Annotated in this window: 16 protein-coding genes; 6 read left to right on the top strand and 10 right to left on the bottom strand. The window is 68.5% G+C overall.

Annotation, left to right across the window (positions count from 1 at the left end):
- Nucleotides 1-34 precede the first annotated feature (34 nt).
- Both nadA and MRB47_RS05005 read left to right on the top strand, forming a co-directional pair.
- A complete protein-coding gene (nadA, locus tag MRB47_RS05000) occupies nt 35-1,159 on the top strand; it encodes a quinolinate synthase NadA (RefSeq protein WP_252102069.1) in 1,125 nt (374 codons plus the stop codon).
- 69 nt (nt 1,160-1,228) lie between these two features.
- Nucleotides 1,229-3,028: a chorismate-binding protein gene (locus MRB47_RS05005; protein ID WP_252102070.1), complete on the top strand. Its 1,800-nt coding sequence runs from the start codon at nt 1,229-1,231 to the stop codon at nt 3,026-3,028.
- Between the two features lie 338 nt (nt 3,029-3,366).
- On the opposite strand, the gene MRB47_RS05010 is transcribed toward MRB47_RS05005, so the two are convergent.
- The 5 genes from MRB47_RS05010 to MRB47_RS05030 all read right to left on the bottom strand — a co-directional run bounded on the left by MRB47_RS05010 (nt 3,367) and on the right by MRB47_RS05030 (nt 6,944).
- Entirely contained in the window at nt 3,367-3,729 is a 363-nt protein-coding gene (locus tag MRB47_RS05010) for a 5-carboxymethyl-2-hydroxymuconate Delta-isomerase (protein ID WP_011806593.1), read from the bottom strand.
- A gap of 31 nt (nt 3,730-3,760) precedes the next feature.
- Entirely contained in the window at nt 3,761-4,141 is a 381-nt protein-coding gene (gene panD, locus MRB47_RS05015) for an aspartate 1-decarboxylase (protein WP_252102071.1), read from the bottom strand.
- A 27-nt stretch (nt 4,142-4,168) separates the two neighbouring features.
- Entirely contained in the window at nt 4,169-5,758 is a 1,590-nt protein-coding gene (gene nadB, locus MRB47_RS05020; RefSeq protein ID WP_252102072.1) for an L-aspartate oxidase, read from the bottom strand.
- Nucleotides 5,759-5,804: 46 nt separating this feature from the next.
- A complete protein-coding gene (locus MRB47_RS05025) occupies nt 5,805-6,665 on the bottom strand; it encodes a segregation and condensation protein A (RefSeq protein ID WP_011806590.1) in 861 nt (286 codons plus the stop codon).
- Nucleotides 6,666-6,740: 75 nt separating this feature from the next.
- Nucleotides 6,741-6,944 (bottom strand): DUF3460 family protein, encoded by a 204-nt coding sequence (locus MRB47_RS05030; RefSeq protein ID WP_015914130.1) that lies wholly within the window; start codon nt 6,942-6,944, stop codon nt 6,741-6,743.
- Nucleotides 6,945-7,088: 144 nt separating this feature from the next.
- Here MRB47_RS05030 and bamE point away from each other — a divergent pair, with 144 nt between their 5' ends.
- The gene (bamE, locus tag MRB47_RS05035) at nt 7,089-7,589 is read left to right on the top strand and encodes an outer membrane protein assembly factor BamE (RefSeq protein WP_252102073.1); all 501 of its coding nucleotides are present in this window, start codon (nt 7,089-7,091) and stop codon (nt 7,587-7,589) included.
- 149 nt (nt 7,590-7,738) lie between these two features.
- Nucleotides 7,739-8,425 (top strand): YitT family protein, encoded by a 687-nt coding sequence (locus MRB47_RS05040; protein ID WP_123676274.1) that lies wholly within the window; start codon nt 7,739-7,741, stop codon nt 8,423-8,425.
- Nucleotides 8,426-9,041: 616 nt separating this feature from the next.
- Here the strand turns inward: MRB47_RS05040 and MRB47_RS05045 are convergent.
- From MRB47_RS05045 to MRB47_RS05060, 4 genes are all read right to left on the bottom strand, one after another.
- Nucleotides 9,042-10,949: a hypothetical protein gene (locus MRB47_RS05045; RefSeq protein ID WP_252100595.1), complete on the bottom strand. Its 1,908-nt coding sequence runs from the start codon at nt 10,947-10,949 to the stop codon at nt 9,042-9,044.
- A 120-nt stretch (nt 10,950-11,069) separates the two neighbouring features.
- Complete coding sequence (locus MRB47_RS05050; RefSeq protein ID WP_252102074.1) at nt 11,070-12,737, bottom strand: acetolactate synthase large subunit; 1,668 nt, start codon at nt 12,735-12,737, stop codon at nt 11,070-11,072.
- 71 nt (nt 12,738-12,808) lie between these two features.
- Nucleotides 12,809-13,957 carry an L-lactate dehydrogenase gene (locus MRB47_RS05055; RefSeq protein WP_252102075.1) on the bottom strand — a complete coding sequence of 383 codons (1,149 nt, stop codon included), beginning with the start codon at nt 13,955-13,957 and terminating at the stop codon, nt 12,809-12,811.
- Nucleotides 13,954-15,567 (bottom strand): FAD-dependent oxidoreductase, encoded by a 1,614-nt coding sequence (locus tag MRB47_RS05060; protein ID WP_252102076.1) that lies wholly within the window; start codon nt 15,565-15,567, stop codon nt 13,954-13,956. Before MRB47_RS05060 ends, MRB47_RS05055 begins: the two co-directional genes overlap by 4 nt.
- Before the next feature lie 115 nt (nt 15,568-15,682).
- Here MRB47_RS05060 and MRB47_RS05065 point away from each other — a divergent pair, with 115 nt between their 5' ends.
- Nucleotides 15,683-16,480 carry an AraC family transcriptional regulator gene (locus tag MRB47_RS05065; RefSeq protein ID WP_252102077.1) on the top strand — a complete coding sequence of 266 codons (798 nt, stop codon included), beginning with the start codon at nt 15,683-15,685 and terminating at the stop codon, nt 16,478-16,480.
- Here the strand turns inward: MRB47_RS05065 and MRB47_RS05070 are convergent.
- A complete protein-coding gene (locus MRB47_RS05070; RefSeq protein ID WP_011804582.1) occupies nt 16,468-17,430 on the bottom strand; it encodes an IS110 family transposase in 963 nt (320 codons plus the stop codon). The genes MRB47_RS05065 and MRB47_RS05070 overlap by 13 nt on opposite strands.
- A gap of 20 nt (nt 17,431-17,450) precedes the next feature.
- Here MRB47_RS05070 and MRB47_RS19930 point away from each other — a divergent pair, with 20 nt between their 5' ends.
- Nucleotides 17,451-17,879, top strand: coding sequence for a helix-turn-helix domain-containing protein (locus MRB47_RS19930; protein ID WP_411275747.1), 429 nt, complete (start codon nt 17,451-17,453; stop codon nt 17,877-17,879).
- Nucleotides 17,880-17,898: the final 19 nt, after the last annotated feature.

Consider the following 17,898-nt stretch of genomic DNA (forward strand, 5'->3'; position numbering starts at 1 on the left):
AAAGCCGTCGCGTCCCGGCGGCGAGAGCATTGCCATGAATACGACCGCCATCAAGGACGTCGAGTACGAACAGCCCCTCGCGGGCGCGGACGGCGCCACCTGCTCCACCAAGCACGCCTGGGCGCGTGTGCCGCCCGAGTTATCGCCCGCCGAGCGTGTGGTGCTCAAGGACAAGATCCGCCGCCTGCTGAAAGAGAAGAACGCGGTGATGGTGTCGCACTACTACGTGCACCCGGACCTGCAGGACCTGGCCGAGGAAACCGGCGGCATCGTCAGCGATTCGCTAGAGATGGCGCGCTTTGGCCGCGACCACGCGGCGCAGACACTGGTGGTGAGCGGCGTGCGCTTCATGGGCGAGACGGCCAAGATCCTCAGCCCCGAGAAGACCGTGCTCATGCCCGACCTGGACGCGACCTGCTCGCTGGACCTGGGCTGCCCCATCGACGAGTTCAGTGCTTTCTGCGACCAGCACCCCCACCGCACGGTGGTGGTCTACGCCAACACCAGCGCCGCCGTGAAGGCGCGTGCCGACTGGCTGGTCACGTCCAGCTGCGCGCTGGACATCGTGCGTGCGCTCAAGGATGCGGGCCACCAAATCCTGTGGGCCCCCGATCGCCACCTGGGCGCCTATATCGAGCGCGAAACGGGCGCCGACATGGGGTTCTGGAACGGTGCATGCATCGTGCACGACGAGTTCAAGGCGCTGGAGTTAGAGTTGCTCAAGAAGGAACACCCGCAAGCCAAGGTGCTCGTGCACCCCGAGAGCCCGCCCGAGGTTGTGGCCCTGGCCGACGCCGTGGGTTCGACGTCCGCCATCCTCCAGGCTGCGCGTGAAATGGACGCGCGCGAGTTCATCGTCGCCACCGACAACGGCATGATGCACAAGCTGCGCAGGCTCAACCCCGGCAAGACCTTCCACGAGGCCCCCACCGCCGGCAACAGCGCCACCTGCAAGAGCTGCGCGCATTGCCCCTGGATGGCCATGAACGGGCTGGCCGACGTGGCGCGCGTGCTGGAGACCGGCGCCAACGCCATCCATGTGGACCCCGCGCTGATCCCGCGCGCGCGCCAACCCATCGACCGCATGCTGGCCTTCACCGCGGCGCTCAAGAGCGGGCAGCCCGCGGGTGCGCTGGTGCCGCATTTCGGGGCGGCCTGACGGGGTGTTTGATTGCTATAAATTGAGTAGCTGTTCGCGCTTGATGGATAAGCGCTACGGCCTGTTTTGATGCCCACCACATCGCTGATCGATTTTGCCGATCCGCGCGACGCCGCCGCGCCGCGCCTGCGCCACGCCTTCGCGTCGCCGCGCCAGGTGCTGGTGGCTGCACGTCTGCAGGAAGTGACGGGTGTGTTGCATGCGGTGGAAGCCGCGGCGCGCGCCGGCCGCTGGTGCGTGGGCTGGGTGCGCTACGAGGCCGCGCCCGCGTTCGACCCGGCATTGGCGGTGCATGCCGAGGCGCAAGGGGAGGGCGCGCCCGCGCTCGCCTGGTTCGCGGTGTACGACTCCCCCGCGCCCTGGCCCGCGCACGAGGCCGCGGGAACGGCGACCATCGCCTGGACGCAGGCGCTGCCACGCGCCGCATTCGATGCAGCGCTGACGCAGATCCAGCAGGGCATCGCAGCGGGGCGCTACTACCAGGTCAACTACACCGCACCGCTCATGGGCACATGGCAAGGCGACGCACAGGCACTGTTCGCGGCGTTGCGCCGCGCGCAGCCCGGCGGTTACGCGGCGCACCTTGACGACGGCGTCGGCACGCAGGTGCTGTCGGTGTCGCCCGAGTTGTTCTTCGATTGGCGCTCCGGGCCCACGGGCGCGGGCGGCATCCTCACCCGTCCCATGAAGGGCACGGCCGCGCGCGGCGCCACGCCCGAGGCCGATGCGGCGCAGGCCGCGGCGCTGCGCGGCAGCCCCAAGGAACGCGCCGAGAACGTGATGATCGTGGATCTGCTGCGCAACGACCTCTCGCGCATCGCCGCGCCGCACAGCGTGCGCGTGCCGGCGCTGTTCCACACCGAGCAGTTGCCCACCGTCTGGCAGATGACCTCCGACGTGGTGGCGCGCACGCGCACCGGCACGCGGCTGGCCGACGTGTTCGGCGCGCTGTTTCCCTGCGGTTCGGTCACGGGTGCGCCCAAGGTGGAGGCCATGCGCGCGATTGCCGCACTGGAGACCGGCCCGCGCGGCGTGTACTGCGGCGCGGTGGGCGTGGTGCGGCCCGATCCGGCGGCGGGCGCGGGCGCCATCGCCGCCACCTTCAACGTCCCTATCCGTACCGTGGAGCTGCGGGGCGGCCACGCGCGCTGCGGCATCGGCAGCGGCATCGTCTGGGGCGCCGACCCGGCGGCCGAGTGGGGCGAGTGGGCGGCCAAGCGCGCCTTCGTGGATCGCGCCAGCGCGCCGTTCGACCTGTTGGAAACGCTGGGGCTGCATGCCGGCGTGCTGCGCCACTGCGCGGAGCACCTGGCGCGCATGCAGGCCGCCGCCGTGCACTTTGGCTATCCCTGGAATGCCGCGCGCGTGCAGGCCTGCCTGGATGCACTGGCCGCTTCCCATGCGCAGGGCGACTGGCGCGTGCGCCTGCTGCTGAACGCACACGGCGTGCCGCGCGCCGAAGCCTTCGCGTTGGCCGCGACGCCCATGCCCGTGCGGCTGGCACTGGCCGATCGCCCCTTCACCGAGGCGCACAGCGAATTCACGCGGCACAAGACCACGCGCCGCGCGCACTACGCCGCTTTCGCACCCGCGGCGGGCGGCGGCGTGTTCGACACCGTGCTCTACAACGCGGCGGGTGAGATCACCGAGGGCACCTTCGGCAACCTGGCGTTGCTGCTGGACGGTCGCTGGGTCACGCCGCCGCCGGCCTGCGGCCTGCTGCCCGGCGTGGGCCGCGCCGTCGCCCTGCGCGAGGGACGCGTGGTGGAAGCTGTGGTGCGCTTGCAGGATCTGCCGCGCGTGCAGGGCTGGGCCTTCATCAACAGCCTGCGCGGCTGGCTGGACGCGACGTTGGACGGGGCGCCTTAAGCGGGGCCCCCCTGCTAAGGCGGTGGTTCCGCACCCGCGCATATCGGCGTTTACGGCAAAACCCGCTGAACCTGCTGAACCCGCCGAATTTCCCACTTGGTGCAGGATTGCGCGAAGTTGTTTGTTCCATAGGCTTGGCCCCACCGCAGGGACGGCCGGGTAGTGGGGACGTGCGCACGGAGGCAGCGCGGGTGCGTGCGTAAGCAGCCTGCACATGCCGTGCGCCGTGCCTCGGCGGCGTTCTCCCGGTGAGGAACGGCCGGGCCGGGCAGGCACCCCAACCGCTGTGACTTTCAGAGCACTGCGGTTTCCTTTTTACGTTCCGGATCCCCAGGTGCTTACAGGCGTTCCTTCACGTAGCTCGGCCGGTCCATGTCCACGATCTCCACGCTGAGCTGTACCAGCACGCCCGCAGGGTGCGGGGTGTGGCGGCGCAACACCTCGGCGATGCGACCCGCCAGGTCTTTCTTGGCTTCGGGGCTGCGGCCGGACAGTAGGCGCAGCTGCGCATGCACGAACGCGCGGTTGGCGGGCTGTGTGCCGATCTGGAAGCTGCCGCTGGTGCGCACGAAACGCGACTTGAGGTCGGCTTCGTCCAGGATCTCAGGGCTGGCGCACAGGGATGCGTTGAGATCGGCCAGTGCCTGGGCCTCGGGATAGCCGGGCAGGTTGCTGGAGTATTCGATGGTCAGATGGGGCATGGTGTGTTCCCGGGAGTGGAGGGGTGGTGGATCAAAGTGCCTGCGTGGGTACGTGGTGGCGCAGTTCCACCTGGCGGTTCTGGTCGTTCACGAACACCAGTTGCGGCTGGTGGGCGGCCACGTCGGCTTCTGCCACTTGGGCGAAGGCCGCGATGATGAGCAGGTCGCCCACGCAGGCGCGGCGCGCGGCCGATCCGTTCACCGAGATCATGCCGCTGCCACGCTGGCCCTTGATGGCGTAGGTGACGAAGCGTTCGCCGTTGTCCACGTTCCAGATGTGCACCTGTTCGTTCTCGCAGATGTTGGCGGCTTCCATCAGGTCTTCGTCGATGGCGCACGAGCCTTCGTAGTGCAACTCGCAGTGCGTGGTCTTCACGCGGTGGATCTTGGATTTGAGCAGGGTGCGGTACATGGAATCTCCTTGGATTGTGAAAAGGGGTCAGCGTGCGGGCGGCACCAGGATGGTGGGCGCGGCGGGGGCGGCCACGTCGGGCCAGTCGCGGCTGAAGTGCAGGCCGCGGCTTTCATGGCGCATCTGCGCGCTTTTCACGATCAGGTCGGCCACCTGCACCAGGTTGCGCAGTTCCAGCAGGTCGCGCGTGACGTGGAAGTTGGCATAGAACTCCTGGATCTCGCCCTGCAGCAGCGCGATGCGGTGCGCCGCGCGTTCCAGCCGCTTGGTGGTACGCACGATGCCCACGTAATCCCACATGAAGCGGCGCAGCTCGTCCCAGTTGTGGGAGATAACCACGCACTCGTCGGCGTCGGTCACGCGGCTGTCGTCCCACGCGGGCAGCGCGGGCAGGTCCGCGCGCTGCGCCTGCTGGATGTGCGCGGCCGCGGCGCGCGCGAACACCATGCATTCCAGCAGCGAGTTGCTGGCCAGGCGGTTGGCGCCGTGCAGGCCGGTGCAGGCGGTCTCGCCAATGGCGAAGAGGCCGTGCAGGTCGGTGCGGCCCGCCAGGTCGGTGAGCACGCCGCCACAGGTGTAGTGCGCGGCGGGCACCACGGGGATGGGCTCGCGCGTGATGTCGATGCCCAGCTCCGCGCAGCGCGCGAGGATGGTGGGAAAGTGCTCCTGCAGGAACGCGGGGCTTTGGTGCGAGATGTCCAAGTGCACGCAGTCCAGGCCGTGCTTTTTCATCTCGAAGTCGATGGCGCGCGCCACGATGTCGCGCGGCGCCAGCTCGGCGCGCGCGTCGTGCTGGGGCATGAAGCGCGCGCCGCCGGCCTGCGGCGGCAGCTTGAGTTGCCCGCCCTCGCCACGCACGGCCTCGGTGATGAGGAAGCTCTTGACGTGCGGGTGGTACAGGCACGTGGGGTGGAACTGGATGAACTCCAGGTTGGACACGCGGCAGCCCGCGCGCCAGGCCGCGGCAATGCCGTCGCCCGTGGCCGTGTCGGGGTTGGTGGTGTACAGGTACACCTTGCCCGCGCCGCCCGTGGCCAGGATGGTGTGCGGTGCGCGAAAGGTGAGCACCTCGTCGGTGGCCTCGTCCAGCGCGTACAGGCCCAGGCAGCGCTGCGCGCCAGCCAGTCCCAGCTTGGCGCTGGTGATCAGGTCCACCAGGGTGTGGTGTTCGAACAGCGTGATGCCGGGCGTGGCGCGCACCACGTCGATCAGCGTGCGCTGCACGGCCGCGCCCGTGGCGTCGGTGGCGTGCACGATGCGCCGCGCGCTGTGGCCGCCTTCGCGCGTGAGGTGCAGGGCGCCCTCCTCCTGCGAGAACGGCACGCCCAGGCCCTGCAGCCAGCGGATGGCCTGCGGCGCGTTCTCCACCACGAAGCGTGTGGCCGCCAGATCGCACAGGCCGGCGCCGGCCACCAGCGTGTCCTGCACGTGCGACTCGAAGCTGTCGCCCTCCGCCAGCACCGCGGCGATGCCGCCTTGGGCCCAGCCGCTGGCGCCGTCGGCCAGCTGGCGCTTGGTGAGGACGGCCACGCGGTGGGTGGGCGCCAGCTGCAGCGCGGCGGTCAGCCCCGCGAGGCCGCTGCCTACGATGAGTACGTCGAAGTCGTGTGAGGTCATGGCAATGTGCGCCGCAGCCACCCGGCCGTGGCGAGGGGGAGGGCGATCAGACAGGCGTATAGGCCAGGCGCACGTAGATGGGTGCGAACGCCTCGGCCTGGGTGATCTCGATGAGGGTTTCCTTGGCCAGCTCCAGCAGCGCGATGAAGGTCACCACGAGCACGGTGCCGCCCTTCTCGGGCTGGAACAGTTCCTCGAATTCCACGAAGCGCCGGCCCTGCAGCGCCTTGAGCACATGGCTCATGTATTCGCGCACCGAGAGTTCCTCGCGCGTGATCTTGTGGTGCTGCACCAGCTTGGCGCGCTTCAAGATGTCGCGCCAGGCTTCCTGCAGGTCGGTCAGGCTCACGTCCGGAAAGCGCGGCTGCAGGCTCTGCTCGATGGTGACCTGCGCGCGGAGGAAGTCGCGGCCGTACTGCGGCACCTGGTTCAGGCGCATGGCGGCCAGCTTGATCTGCTCGTACTCCAGCAGGCGGCGTACCAGTTCGGCGCGCGGGTCCTCGGGCTCGGCGCTGCCTTCCTGCTTCTTGGGCGGCAGCAGCATGCGCGACTTGATCTCGATGAGCATCGCCGCCATCAGCAGGTACTCGGCCGCCAGCTCCAGGTTGCGGCTGCGGATCTCCTCCACGTAGCCCAGGTACTGGCGCGTGACATCCAGCATGGGGATGTCCAGGATGTTGAAGTTCTGCTTGCGGATCAGGTACAGCAGCAGATCCAGCGGGCCTTCGAAGGCCTCCAGGAACACCTCCAGCGCGTCAGGCGGGATGTACAGGTCCTGCGGCAGCGCGAACAGGGGCTCGCCATACAGGCGCGCCAGCGCCACCTGGTCCACCACCTGCGGCAGGCCGTCGCCAGAGGCCGGCGGCGCACCGTCGTCGGCAGTCGCGGCGAGACGCGGAGCGGCCATGGAGCTTACTATTTATTCAATAGCTGCCAGCGCTTGCTGCATGGGCGCTGGAGCCTGATTTGATGTGTGGCGCGCTCAGGAGCGCGACTGGTACACGTAGGGCTGCTGGGGGATGCGCCCGGCGTTGTAGTCCTGCCAGGCATCGTGGTCCACCTGCTTGTCCCACAGCAGGGCGCGGCCGGCCTGCTGCTGGGCATCCAGCTCGGGCTTCTGGGCCTTGAGCTGCTTGATGAACTGGGTGGTGTCGGATTCGTAGTCGGGGCGGCGAAAGAAGGACATGGTGCGGTGCGTGAGCCTCTTGGTAACCGCGCATTTTAGCCCCGGCCCCTGGGTGACGGCCCGTGCGGCAGGCCCGTGGACGCTCTACAGTGCAGCCTGTGCGCCGCGACCGGGCGGCCGATCACCATGAGGATGGACCTACCGATGGCTTTACACCACTGGCTCAAGGGCGCGGGCGCCTCCGTGCTGGCCGTGCTCACCCTGCTGGCGGGCTGCGACGAGCAGCGCATCCGCGAGCTGGAAGAGGGCGTCTCCACCGAGCAGGACGTGCGTGCGCGCTTTGGCGAGCCCGAGCAGGTCTGGCAGGAGGCCGACGGCTCGCGCACCCTGGAGTACAACCGCCAGCCGGCCGGGCGGCGCAACTACATGATCACCATCGACACCGACGGCAAGATGAGCGCGCTGCGCCAGGTGCTGGCGCCGCACCACTTCGCCAAGGTGCAGCCCGGCATGACGCAGGAGCAGGTGCGCCGCCTGCTGGGCAAGCCTGGCAAGCAGGTGACCTATGAGCTCAAGCAGGAGACCGAGTGGGACTGGCATTGGACCGACGCCCCCGCGCAGGAGAAGCTGTTCACCGTGGTGTTCGGCGCCGACGGGCGCGTGCTGCGTGCGGCCAGCACCGAGAAGCTGCACGACGGCCCTTGAGCCGATCCTGGGCCGCCTCCTTGGAGCCGCCCTGAAATGCGCGAGCGGGGAGGGACGGGCGCGGGCGTCCAGCAGACCTAGGGTTTTCCATGAGATGATTGCGCCCCGGCGCCACCAGCGCCGCCCGCAGGATGCTCAGGAACCACACCATGGCCAGCCGCACCGCACACACTTTGCACGCCCAATCGTCTCTTTCCGCACTCGCGCCCGCTGGCGCGGCGCACGTTCCCTCTTCCAACGCCACCCTGCGCCACGGCCCGTTCGAGGACGCCCAGGCGCTGTTCGCCGGCTCGCTGTTCGTCGGGCTGGCCATGCTCATGTACGCCCAGGCCGGGCTGCTCACGGGCAGCACGGCGGGGCTGGCGTTCGTGCTGCACTACGCCACGGGCTGGTCGTTCGGCGCGGTGTACTTTCTCATCAACCTGCCGTTCTACTGGTTTGCCTGGCGCCACCTGGGGCGCGCCTTCACGCTCAAGACCTTCGTCTGCGTGGCCATGCTGTCGCTGGTGATGGTGCTGGCGCCGAACGTGTTCCACATCGACTACCTGCACCCGGCGTTCGCCGCGGTGGCCGGAGGGTTGCTGATGGGCACGGGCGTGCTGTTCCTGGCGCGCCACCAGTCCAGCCTGGGCGGCGCGACCATCGTGTCGCTCTACGCGCAGCAGCGCCACGGCATCCGGGCTGGCAAGGTGCAGTTGGCCATCGACTGCTGCGTGGTGCTGCTGGCGCTGTGCGTGGTGCCATGGCAGCGCGTGGCCTGGTCGGTGCTGGCCACGGTGGTGATGTGCGTGTTCCTGTGGGTGAGCCACCGGCCGGGACGCTACCAGGGCGGTTGATGCCGTTGATATGAAAAAGTGAGCTGCTCGCGCTTGTGTGACGGGCGCCAGAGGCCGAAATCATTCATATAAAAAAAGCCCCGCGGTGCCTAGCCGTTCCGTTAAGGTGTTGCTAAGCCCTTGATTCAAGCCCCTCTGCTTCGGCACGAGGGGCTTCGTTTCTTTGGTCGCTATAAGGGACATGCTGAATTTCAAGCCCCTTTCCCTAGGCGTCGCGCTCGTGTGTGCCGCCAGCTTCCTCACTGCCTGCAACGACGAGCCCGCTCCGGACTTCAGGGGCAGCACTCCCGTGGCATACGGCAATCGGACTGTCTCTCTGAGCGTTGAGGCTTGGCGAGACAATGGCAGCCAGCCTTGTCGTGTCCTTATCAGAGGCGCTGAAGTAACAAATTGGGTCAAACCAACCGGTATTCTGCCGCGGATGACCCTAGCCCCGGCAGTAGTGCTGGCCTGCACAGGGCGGAGCCCGTACCTTTCCTCGGTGAGCGGCGAGGGTGAAGGGGGTGTAGCCGAATGGGAAGAGTCCTCGGGGCCTGAATCGGGAGCCCCCCTCTCTGTCTACCAAGTGCGAGTGAGCTCCCTGACTGCGGACCAAGCTCACCTCGAACTACGGGTCCTACGCGGCAAGTGACTCGCTTGCGTGAGCCACGGGGCCGGAGGGCTTGAGCGACCGAGCGGCAGGCGCGCGGCGTCTTTCGGGCGGTTCGGGAGTGAAATAGATGATGTCTTCGGGCGCTATGGGTCCGCGCGCCAGCCCCAGCCGCATTGCCGGCGTTTTCCCGTCCCGGCCAACCTCGCAGTAGTTGAAGTACGTCCGGAAGATGCCGAGCACCTTCACCAGGACTTCGGGGTTGTAGGCGCTCTTCCCGAACCAGAGACGTCGGTCGGTGTTGGCGCTGGCCACCGCGCGTTCTGCCAGCGTGAGGCCTCGCCGGACCTGCATAAAGAAGCGGTCGACAGCGGTAAGGGTGGCTTTCAGGTGCAGTAGCGCCTGGTGGCTAAGCTGGAGCCGACGCTTGTCCGGTTCGGTTTCGACCGGGTCGATATCGGTCAGCCAGCAAACGGATTTCTCAGGCTCACGCATCTCCGATATGGGATGGCGGAACCAGCGGTCCCCCCACTTGCCGATGGCAACCATGCGCGCCAGTTCTTCCTCGGCAGCCAGAAGTTCTGCAGCCTCAGGGGTTACCCCGTATTTCTCCGCTAAGCGCGCCAGACGCCGCTTGGTTGCACCAACCAGCGCGCGCTTCATGTCCACTGACATATCTTTGAGCACCTTGACATAGAAAGCGTCAGCCGTCCGGTCCAGAACCCTTTTCGGCACGGCCGTCAGAATGGCCGCACGTATGCCCGACTCCTGGTCTGTGAAGAAGCGAATCTTCTTGGCACGGCAGAGCAGTCGAGTGACAAGCTGGATGTGGGCGTACATCACCACTTGCTCATGCAGCAGCATGCCCTTTACGGGGGCACGGGATGAGTTCGCGGGGCCTTCACCATCTTCTATATCGGGGCGACCTAAGGCTGCGTCGTACGTCTCTTCGATGACCGATTCCATAGGCTTTCGGGAGGTACCTCCGCGAGGCGCCGCCCTCTCAGCCGCAGCATTCCAATCAGCCGGTAGCCAGACTCTCGCGTAGCGGCGAAACGCTCTGGCAAGTGCATGGTCGCCAAAGCGAACCATGTCCTTCTCTACGTCAGCAGAGTCCAGCGCAGGGTCAAAGTTGACGTTGACCCCGAACACATAGCCCGTAGCCTGGTCGGCCGTTGCAATGGACAGCAAAAGTGTGTTCTTTCGCACCTTCTTAGAGTGCCAGTTCACCACCAGCTTTTGCCGGTCAACCGACAGATATCTTGAGCCTAGGTCGTCGCGTCCCATGAGGGTTCGCTCACGCTCGCCGGCGAACATCTGGGCCTGCTCATAGAGGAAGTCGATGCGGTCGTATAGCTGGCTGGGGGAGATATCGAGGACCTTGATGATGCGCCGCAGCGGCATGGCGTTCATCAGATGCACCAAGATATCGCGATTGGAGTGACTGCGACGTTGGCGCTTGGTTGACCGGCCGCCGAAGGAGAACGCCTTCTTGCAGCCGACACACTTGAACCGGGGAGTTCCGTGGGCGTTGGTGCCGAAGCGAGTCACATTCTCAAGGGATGGCGCCCCCTCCGATAGAGAGCAGGCCTCGTTCGGACACTGCGGGAGTACTGGTTCAAGGTACTCCGACATGCGCATAAGCTCCTCGGCAATCGCCAAGTTGCTCTGCATAGGGGTGATTTCCTCGCACAGGCGGCACTTCAGTGCCGGCTGGTCCTTACCGGTAGCGACCACGGTGTAGTCGCCTGGGCCAACGGAAGAAGCTGGAGTACCGGCCCCGCCTCGGGCAACCGCAAGCTTGGGCGGTACGCCGAAGTTACCGCACTTGGGGTTCTTGCAGTGATTGACTTGAATACCCGCCGCGGCCGGCGGAAATCTAGGCGGCCACTTAGTCGGCTTTACTGAAGTTGGATGAGATTTTTCCTTGGACAAAGAAACGCCCTAGTCGTTGACTAGGGCGGAATTTTGAGCCATTACAGCTTTCTTAGCAACACTTTAACAGAACGGCTAGCCCGCGGTGCGGGGCTTTCTTGCGTGGGGCTCTCGGCCGCCTTACGGCGCAATCTTGCGCTTGAGTGCGCGTGCCACCTGCGGCGGCAGGCTGGGCAGGGCGCGCAGCAGCCAGGGCAGCACTTTGCGTTTGGGGCCGGCGAGCGACTCGGGCACCAGCGCCTCGATCAGGTGCGGCCCGGGGTGCGCCAGTGCGTATTCCAGCGCCTGGCAAAAGTCCTCGGCCGTGCTGGCGCGCACCGCATGCACGCCCATGCCCTGCGCGAGCTGGGCGAAGTTCAGTACCGGGCCCTTCAGGTCGAGCTGCGACTTGGCCTTGGGGCCCGCTTTCTCGGCGCCCACGCGCTCCAGCTCCACATTCAGCACCGAGTAGCTGGCGTTGTTGAAGATGACCGACACCACATGCAGGTTCTCACGCGCCATGCTCCACAGCGCCTGGAGGGTGTACATCGCCGTGCCGTCGCCGATCAGTGCGATCACCGGGCGGTTGGGGCAGGCGATGGCCGCGCCCACGGCATTGGGCAGGCCCTGGCCGATGGCCCCGCCGGTCAGCGTGATCAGGTCGTGGCGCGGGCAGCCCGCCGTCATCACGCCCAGCATCAGGCCGGAGGTGATGGCCTCGTCGATGAGGATGGCGTTCTCGGGCAGCAGGTGGCCCACGGCCTTGCACACTTTGGGCGCGGTGAGCGGCCCGCGCGGGCGGCCGGGGCGCTGCGCCGGGGCCAGGGGCGGCTGCGTGGCGCTGGCGCCCAGCGCGGCGGCCAGCTTGTCCAGGCTCGCCGCCGCGTCCTGCGCCGGGCTGCACAGGGTGTGCACCGTGCAGCCCGTCGGCACCAGGTCGCTGGCCTTGCCGGGGTAGGCGAAGAACGAGACGGGTGACTTGGCATCGACCAGCACCAGGTGCCGCGCGCCCGCCAGTTGCACGCCGGCCAGCTCGGCCAGGTAGGCCACGCGCTCCACGGCGGGCAGGCCCGCGCCGCGCTCCATGCGGGTGGGGAACACCTCGGCGAGCAACTGCACGCCGCTGTGGGCCGCAATGCGCGCGGCGCTGCGCAGCGCCCCCTCGCGCAGCGCGTGGCCGCCCAGCAGCAGCACGGTCTTCTCGCCCGCGCGGATGGCCTGCATGAGGGTCTGAGCCAGGGCCTGCACCACCTCGTCGCTGGCGGCGGCGGGCGCGGGCAACGCCGGGGGCGGACAGGGCTGGCCGCCCTCGCCCCACGACACGTCGGCCGGCAGGACCAGCGTGGCCACCTGGCCCGGCAGGCCGCGCGCGGCAGCAATGGCGTCTGCCGCGTCTTGGCACAGGGCCGCAGTGCTTTGCGCGGTGCGCACGAAGCCGGGCGAGACGTTGCGCGCCACGGTCTCGATGTCGGACTGCAGCTGCGCGTCGTACTGCGTGTGGTACGTGGCGTGGTCGCCCACGATGTTGACCACCGGCACCTTGCCCTTGCGTGCGTTGTGCAGGTTGGCCAGGCCGTTGCCCAGGCCGCAGCCCAGGTGCAGCAGCGTGGCGGCGGGCTTGTCCGCCATGCGCGCGTAGCCGTCGGCCGCGCCGGTGGCCACGCCCTCGAACAGCGCCAGCACGGCGCGCATGCGCGGCTCGCTGTCCAGCGCGGCGACGAAGTGCATCTCGCTCGTGCCGGGGTTGGTGAAGCAGACCTCGATGCCGGCATCGGCCAGGGTCTTGAGCAGGGCTTGTGCGCCGTTCATGGGAATCTCCTTGCTTCGCTATTGATAGCTGCTAGCGCTTGATGGGTAAGCGCTGGAGCCGTTTTTTGTCATCAATCCGTGTCGAGGTGCTGGGGGCCGATGTCGGCAACGCGCGTCACGCCCGCCAGCGTCATTGCCAGCAGCAGCTCGCGCTGCCACTGGGCCAGCAGGGTGCGCACGCCCGCCTCGCCCTGCGCGGCCAGCGCCCACACCCAGGGGCGGCCGATGAGCACGCCGCGCGCGCCCAGCGCCAGGGCCTTGAACACATCCACGCCGCTGCGCACGCCGCCGTCCACCAGCACCTCGGTCTGCGCGCCCACGGCCTGGGCGATGGCGGGCAGCTTGGCGGCGGTGGAGGCCACGCTGTCGAGCTGGCGCCCGCCGTGGTTGGAGACGACGATGCCGTCCGCGCCCACCTGCACGGCGGCCTGGGCGTCCTGCACGTCCAGGATGCCCTTGAGCAGCAGGCGGCCCTTCCATTGGCCGCGCAGCCAGTCGATGTCGCGCCACGTCACGCTGGGGTCGAACTGCGCGTCCACCCGGGCCTTGAAGGCGCCCAGGTCGCGCGCGCCGGGCACTTGCGCGGTCAGGTTGCCAAAGCGCAGCGGCTGGCCGCGCAGCGCCACGTCCCGCACCCAGCCGGGGCGCGCCAGCACCTGTGCGGCGCGGATGAGCGCCGGGCGTGCGCCGCTCGCGGCCATGCCGTGGCGGATGTCGCGCAGGCGCATGCCGGGCAGCGGCAGATCGACCGTGAAGACCAGCGTGCGGCAGCCCGCGGCCCAGGCACCGTCCAGCAGCGCGCGCACGGCGCCGCGGTCGCGCAGCATGTAGAGCTGGAACCAGGGCGGCGTACCGGCCGCGGCCGTCACCTCGGAAATGGGGCAGATGCCCACGGTGGAGAGCGTGAATGGCACGCCCGCTGCGTGCGCCGCGCGCGCGGCCTGCGCCTCGCCCCGGCGCGCGGCCATGCCCGCCAGGCCGATGGGCGCCAGCGCCAGCGGCAGCGCGCAGGGCTGGCCGGCCAGGGTGGCGCGCGTGTCCACCTGGGCCACGTCCACCAGCACGCGCTGGCGCAGGCGCAGGGCGGCGAAGTCCTGCACGTTGGCCGCCAGCGTGCGCTCGTCGCTGGCGCCGCCGTCGATGTAGTCGAACAGAAAGCGCGGCAGGCGCTGCGCGGCCCGGTGGCGCCAGTCGGCGACCGATGCGGGGTAGTGGGTCATGCGCCGGCCCTCCCGGTGATGGCGCGCGCCGCTGCGCGCGCGGTGAGGATGCAGCCGGGCAAAAAGGTGCCTTCCAGCGAGCGCTTGCCGTTCGCACCGCCGCCGCCGAAGCCCGCCGCCTCGCCCACGCAGTACAGGCCGTCGATGGGCTGGCCTGCGCCGTCGAGCACGCGGCTGTGCAGGTCCGTTTGCAGCCCGCCCAGGCTTTTGCGCGTGATGAGCTGCATCTGGATGGCGATGAACGGCCCCGCGCCGGGTTGTTGCAGCGGTGCGGGCGCGCAGGTGCGCAGCCGGTCGGGGCCCCACTGGCGCGCGTGCAGGATGCGGCGGATCTGGTCGTCGTTGTGCAGCTTGGCGCCGTGGGCAAAGTTGGCGTCGAAGGCGTCGGCCGTGGCCTGCAGTACCTCAGGCGCCACATCGAGCGAGGCGGTGAGTGCGTTCATCTTCGCGGCCAGCCCCGCCAGGGTGTCGTCCACCAGGAAATGCGGGCTTTGCCGCTGCATCTGGCGCACCAGGCGGTGGTTGCCCAGCAGCGTTTCCTTGAGGAACTGCGGGAATTGCCTGTCGCGGATGCGCTGGTTGTGCTCGGCGCCGGAGATGGCGAACTCCTTGGCCGCGATGCGCCAGTTGAGCAGGTGCCAGGTCCAGGGCTTTTCCTGCGCGGCCACACGCTGGCACAGCCAGTGCGTGTCGAAGCCGGTGACCAGCGGCGCGGGGCCGATGCGCTCGCCCCGGTGGTTCAGCCACAGCGCCGACTTGCACGGGATGGCCGACAGGCCATGCCCTTCAAAATGCGGAAACGGGTGCGGAAAGCCGGCGGCGTAGTTCCACATTTCGCCCGCGTGCGTGATCTGCGCGCCCAGGTGGGCGGCGTGGCGGTGCAATTTGCCATCGGCGAAGGGGTGCGCGCCATTGAGCATGGCGGCGGGGCGCGGCCGGCCCTGGGGCCAGTTGGCGCGGGTCTCCTCGTGCCCGCCGTTGATGCCGCCCATGGCCAGCACCACCACCGGGGCGTGCAGCCGCACCTCTTCGCCCGTGGCTTCGTTCACCGCCACGGCGCCGGAGATCCGTCCACCCTGGTGGTCCAGTGCCGTGGCGCGGTGGCCGTGTAGCAGTGTGAGCCTGCTGCCTTCACCCGCACGCCGCAGTGCCGCGATCAGGCAGCGCGTGAGTTCGCGCGAGGTGCCCCAGACGATGTGGTAACGCGGCAGGCTGTTGCCCTCGCCGTTCAATCCACGCTCCACCCAGTTCACCGCGGGCATGAACTTCACGCCCTCCTGCAGCAGCCAGTCGTGCACCTGCGCGCGCGAATGCTCCACGTAGTAGCGCGCCCAGGCATGGGGCCAGTGGTCGTCAGCGTCCAGCTCGCCAAAGCGCAGCCAGTCGGCCAGCGCACGCTCGGGCGTGTCGGGGATCTTCATCTTTGCCTGCAGCGGCGTGCCCACCAGGGCCATGCCGCCGAAGGCCCACAGCGCCAGGCCGCCGAAGCGTTCAGGCGTGTCGCGGTCCACCAGCGTGACGCGCTGGCCCGCGCGCAGCAGCTCCAGCGCGGCCACGATGCCGGCCAGACCGCCACCAATGACGACGGTGTCGGAATGTTGGGTTGCCATGCGGCTGTCTCCTTGCGCGCTCTGTGTGGCGCACTGCCGGCCAAAATAGCGGCATATCATGGCGCGGCATAGACTTTGGAGGCCATAGAAATTGACCTTGCAGGCCAGCGTTTCGATGAGTTGGGTGAACACCGTGCTGGCCGCCTCCGAGCGCGCGGGCGTGGCGCGCGAGCGCCTGCTGGCGCGGGCGGGCATCGCACCGGCCGAGCTGGCGCACGAGCGCTGGCCCATTGACCACATCACGCGGCTGTGGCGCGCAGCCGTGCACTGCACGCAGGATTCGGGTTTTGGCCTCAAGGTGGGGGCACAGGTGGGGCCGGGCAGTTTCAATGTGGTGAGCTACCTGCTGCAGTCCGCGTCCAGCCTGCGCGCGGCCATTGCCGCGGTGCAGCAGTACCAGCGCCTCATCAGCGACGGCGGGCGTTTCCAGATGATCGCGGGCGAAACCGCCAGTTGGGTGGTGTACCACCCGCGCCAGGGCGCGCTGGCATTCAGCCCGCACCAGATCGAGGCGGTGCTGGCCGCGGTCGTGGCGTTTGCGCGGTGGGTCACGGGACAGGTGGTGCGTCCGCGGCAGGTGCAGTTCAGCCAGGCACGCATCGGGCCGCTGGCGGGTTACCGCGAGGCCTTCGGCTGCGCCGTGGAATTCGAGCAGGCCTTCAGCGGCGTGCTGCTGGACAACGCGCTGCTGGACGCGCCGCTGCCCCAGGCCGACGAGCAGCTCGCGCGCCTGCACCGCGAACATGCGACGACACGGCTGGCGGCACTGTCAGCGCCGGCCGACCTGGCGCAGGCGCTGCACGCATGGATGGCCGATCAATTGCAAGCGCCGCTGCACGGCAAGGCCCCCGAGCGCGCCCAGGCCGCGGCAGCGCTGGGACTGAGTAACCGTCTTCGAAGTCAAGCGCAATGAAGCGACTTGTCCCAAGGTTTTCCAGTGCGCACCATGGCGTTGAGCGTGGTGAGCAACTTGCGCATGCAAGCGACCAGGGCGACCTTGGGCAACTTGCCAGCGGCCTTCAGACGCTCGTAGAAGGCCTTGATGGCCGGGTTGTAGCGGGTGGCCGTGAGCGTTGCCATGTACAGCACGCGGCGGATCTCGAAGCGCCCGCCTTGTACGCGCCGCCTGCCCTTGCTGCCGCCGGAGTCATTGGCCATGGGCGCCACGCCCACCAATGCAGCGATCTCGCGCCGGTTCAGCCGGCCCAGCTCTGGCAGCTCGGCAATCATCGTGGCACTGGCCACCGGGCCGACTCCCGCAGCCGACTGCAGCAGCGTGTCGAGCTCCCCAAAGTGCTCGCGCACATGCGTGACCATCTGCTCTTCGATCTCATCGAGCTGCGCCTTGATCGCCGCCTCGATGGCCTCGATGCTGGCGTGCAGCTTCTTGGGCGTGATCTGCAGCCGTTGGCGCTCCGAATGGAGCATGGTCAGCAACTGGCGCCTGCGCGTGACCAGGGCCGCGAGCCACTGCTGGCGCTCATCGGCCAGGGGGCGCAAGAAGCGCTGCAGATCGTCGCGGCGCAGCAGCACCGCTGCCAGCTCGGCCAGCGTGCGCGCATCCACCGCGTCGGTCTTGGCCAGGCGTCCCATGGATTTGGCGAAGTCGCGCGCCTGGCGCGGGTTGATGACCGCCACGGGCAGGCCTGTGGCCTGCAGGGCACACGCTAACGCGGCCTCGTAGCCGCCGGTGGCCTCCATCACCACCAGACCCACGTCCAGGGGCTGCAGGGCAGCCGCCAGCGCCGAGTGGCCTTCGGCATCGTTGTCAAACCGCTGGGCGCTGCTCTTGGCACCCAGCACACAGACATCCACGTGCGCCTTGGCCACGTCGATGCCCACCGTCACTGAGGTAACAGACATGATCTTCAGATCCCTTGCTTGTGCATGCGCGCTCAATCAAGGCGCGCGTAACCGTTCGGGCTTCACGAAGACCAGCGCGGCGGCCATGCGTTCTGTACTCAGTCACGGGCTCTATCACCCCAGCGCCTACCAAACTGCACGGGCCGGTCTGGCCGCCTCAACGGCGTTCAGACTCTACCGCGCTGGTCTGGTTTAAAGATACAAGCGAGCGCACCCTGGCGCGACGCATGCAGGCGCTGGGCTTGAGCTACACCGCCGTACTGGACGCGGCGCGGCACCAGGCCGCACTGCACGCGCTGGCGCAGGCGGACCGCCCGCTGGGCGAGATCAGCCAGTCGCTGGGGTTCGCGGAGCCCAGCGTGTTCAACCGGGCCTTTCGCCGCTGGACAGGCTGCACACCGGGGCAGTGGCGGCAGGCCGCGCGGCCACCGGGCGAGCCCTCGGCGTGACCGTGTGTCCGTCCTGTGG

It is taken from the genome of Diaphorobacter sp. LI3 (assembly GCF_022807955.1).
GTDB lineage: Bacteria > Pseudomonadota > Gammaproteobacteria > Burkholderiales > Burkholderiaceae_C > Diaphorobacter > Diaphorobacter nitroreducens.

Bases quoted from the DNA above. Each gene is read 5' to 3' on its own strand.
- nadA (WP_252102069.1), top strand. From the start codon at position 35: ATGAATACGACCGCCATCAAGGACGTCGAGTACGAACAGCCCCTCGCG.
- MRB47_RS05005 (WP_252102070.1), top strand. From the start codon at position 1,229: ATGCCCACCACATCGCTGATCGATTTTGCCGATCCGCGCGACGCCGCC.
- MRB47_RS05010 (WP_011806593.1), bottom strand. From the start codon at position 3,729: ATGCCCCATCTGACCATCGAATACTCCAGCAACCTGCCCGGCTATCCC.
- panD (WP_252102071.1), bottom strand. From the start codon at position 4,141: ATGTACCGCACCCTGCTCAAATCCAAGATCCACCGCGTGAAGACCACG.
- nadB (WP_252102072.1), bottom strand. From the start codon at position 5,758: ATGACCTCACACGACTTCGACGTACTCATCGTAGGCAGCGGCCTCGCG.
- MRB47_RS05025 (WP_011806590.1), bottom strand. From the start codon at position 6,665: ATGGCCGCTCCGCGTCTCGCCGCGACTGCCGACGACGGTGCGCCGCCG.
- MRB47_RS05030 (WP_015914130.1), bottom strand. From the start codon at position 6,944: ATGTCCTTCTTTCGCCGCCCCGACTACGAATCCGACACCACCCAGTTC.
- bamE (WP_252102073.1), top strand. From the start codon at position 7,089: ATGGCTTTACACCACTGGCTCAAGGGCGCGGGCGCCTCCGTGCTGGCC.
- MRB47_RS05040 (WP_123676274.1), top strand. From the start codon at position 7,739: ATGGCCAGCCGCACCGCACACACTTTGCACGCCCAATCGTCTCTTTCC.
- MRB47_RS05050 (WP_252102074.1), bottom strand. From the start codon at position 12,737: ATGAACGGCGCACAAGCCCTGCTCAAGACCCTGGCCGATGCCGGCATC.
- MRB47_RS05055 (WP_252102075.1), bottom strand. From the start codon at position 13,957: ATGACCCACTACCCCGCATCGGTCGCCGACTGGCGCCACCGGGCCGCG.
- MRB47_RS05060 (WP_252102076.1), bottom strand. From the start codon at position 15,567: ATGGCAACCCAACATTCCGACACCGTCGTCATTGGTGGCGGTCTGGCC.
- MRB47_RS05065 (WP_252102077.1), top strand. From the start codon at position 15,683: ATGAGTTGGGTGAACACCGTGCTGGCCGCCTCCGAGCGCGCGGGCGTG.
- MRB47_RS05070 (WP_011804582.1), bottom strand. From the start codon at position 17,430: ATGTCTGTTACCTCAGTGACGGTGGGCATCGACGTGGCCAAGGCGCAC.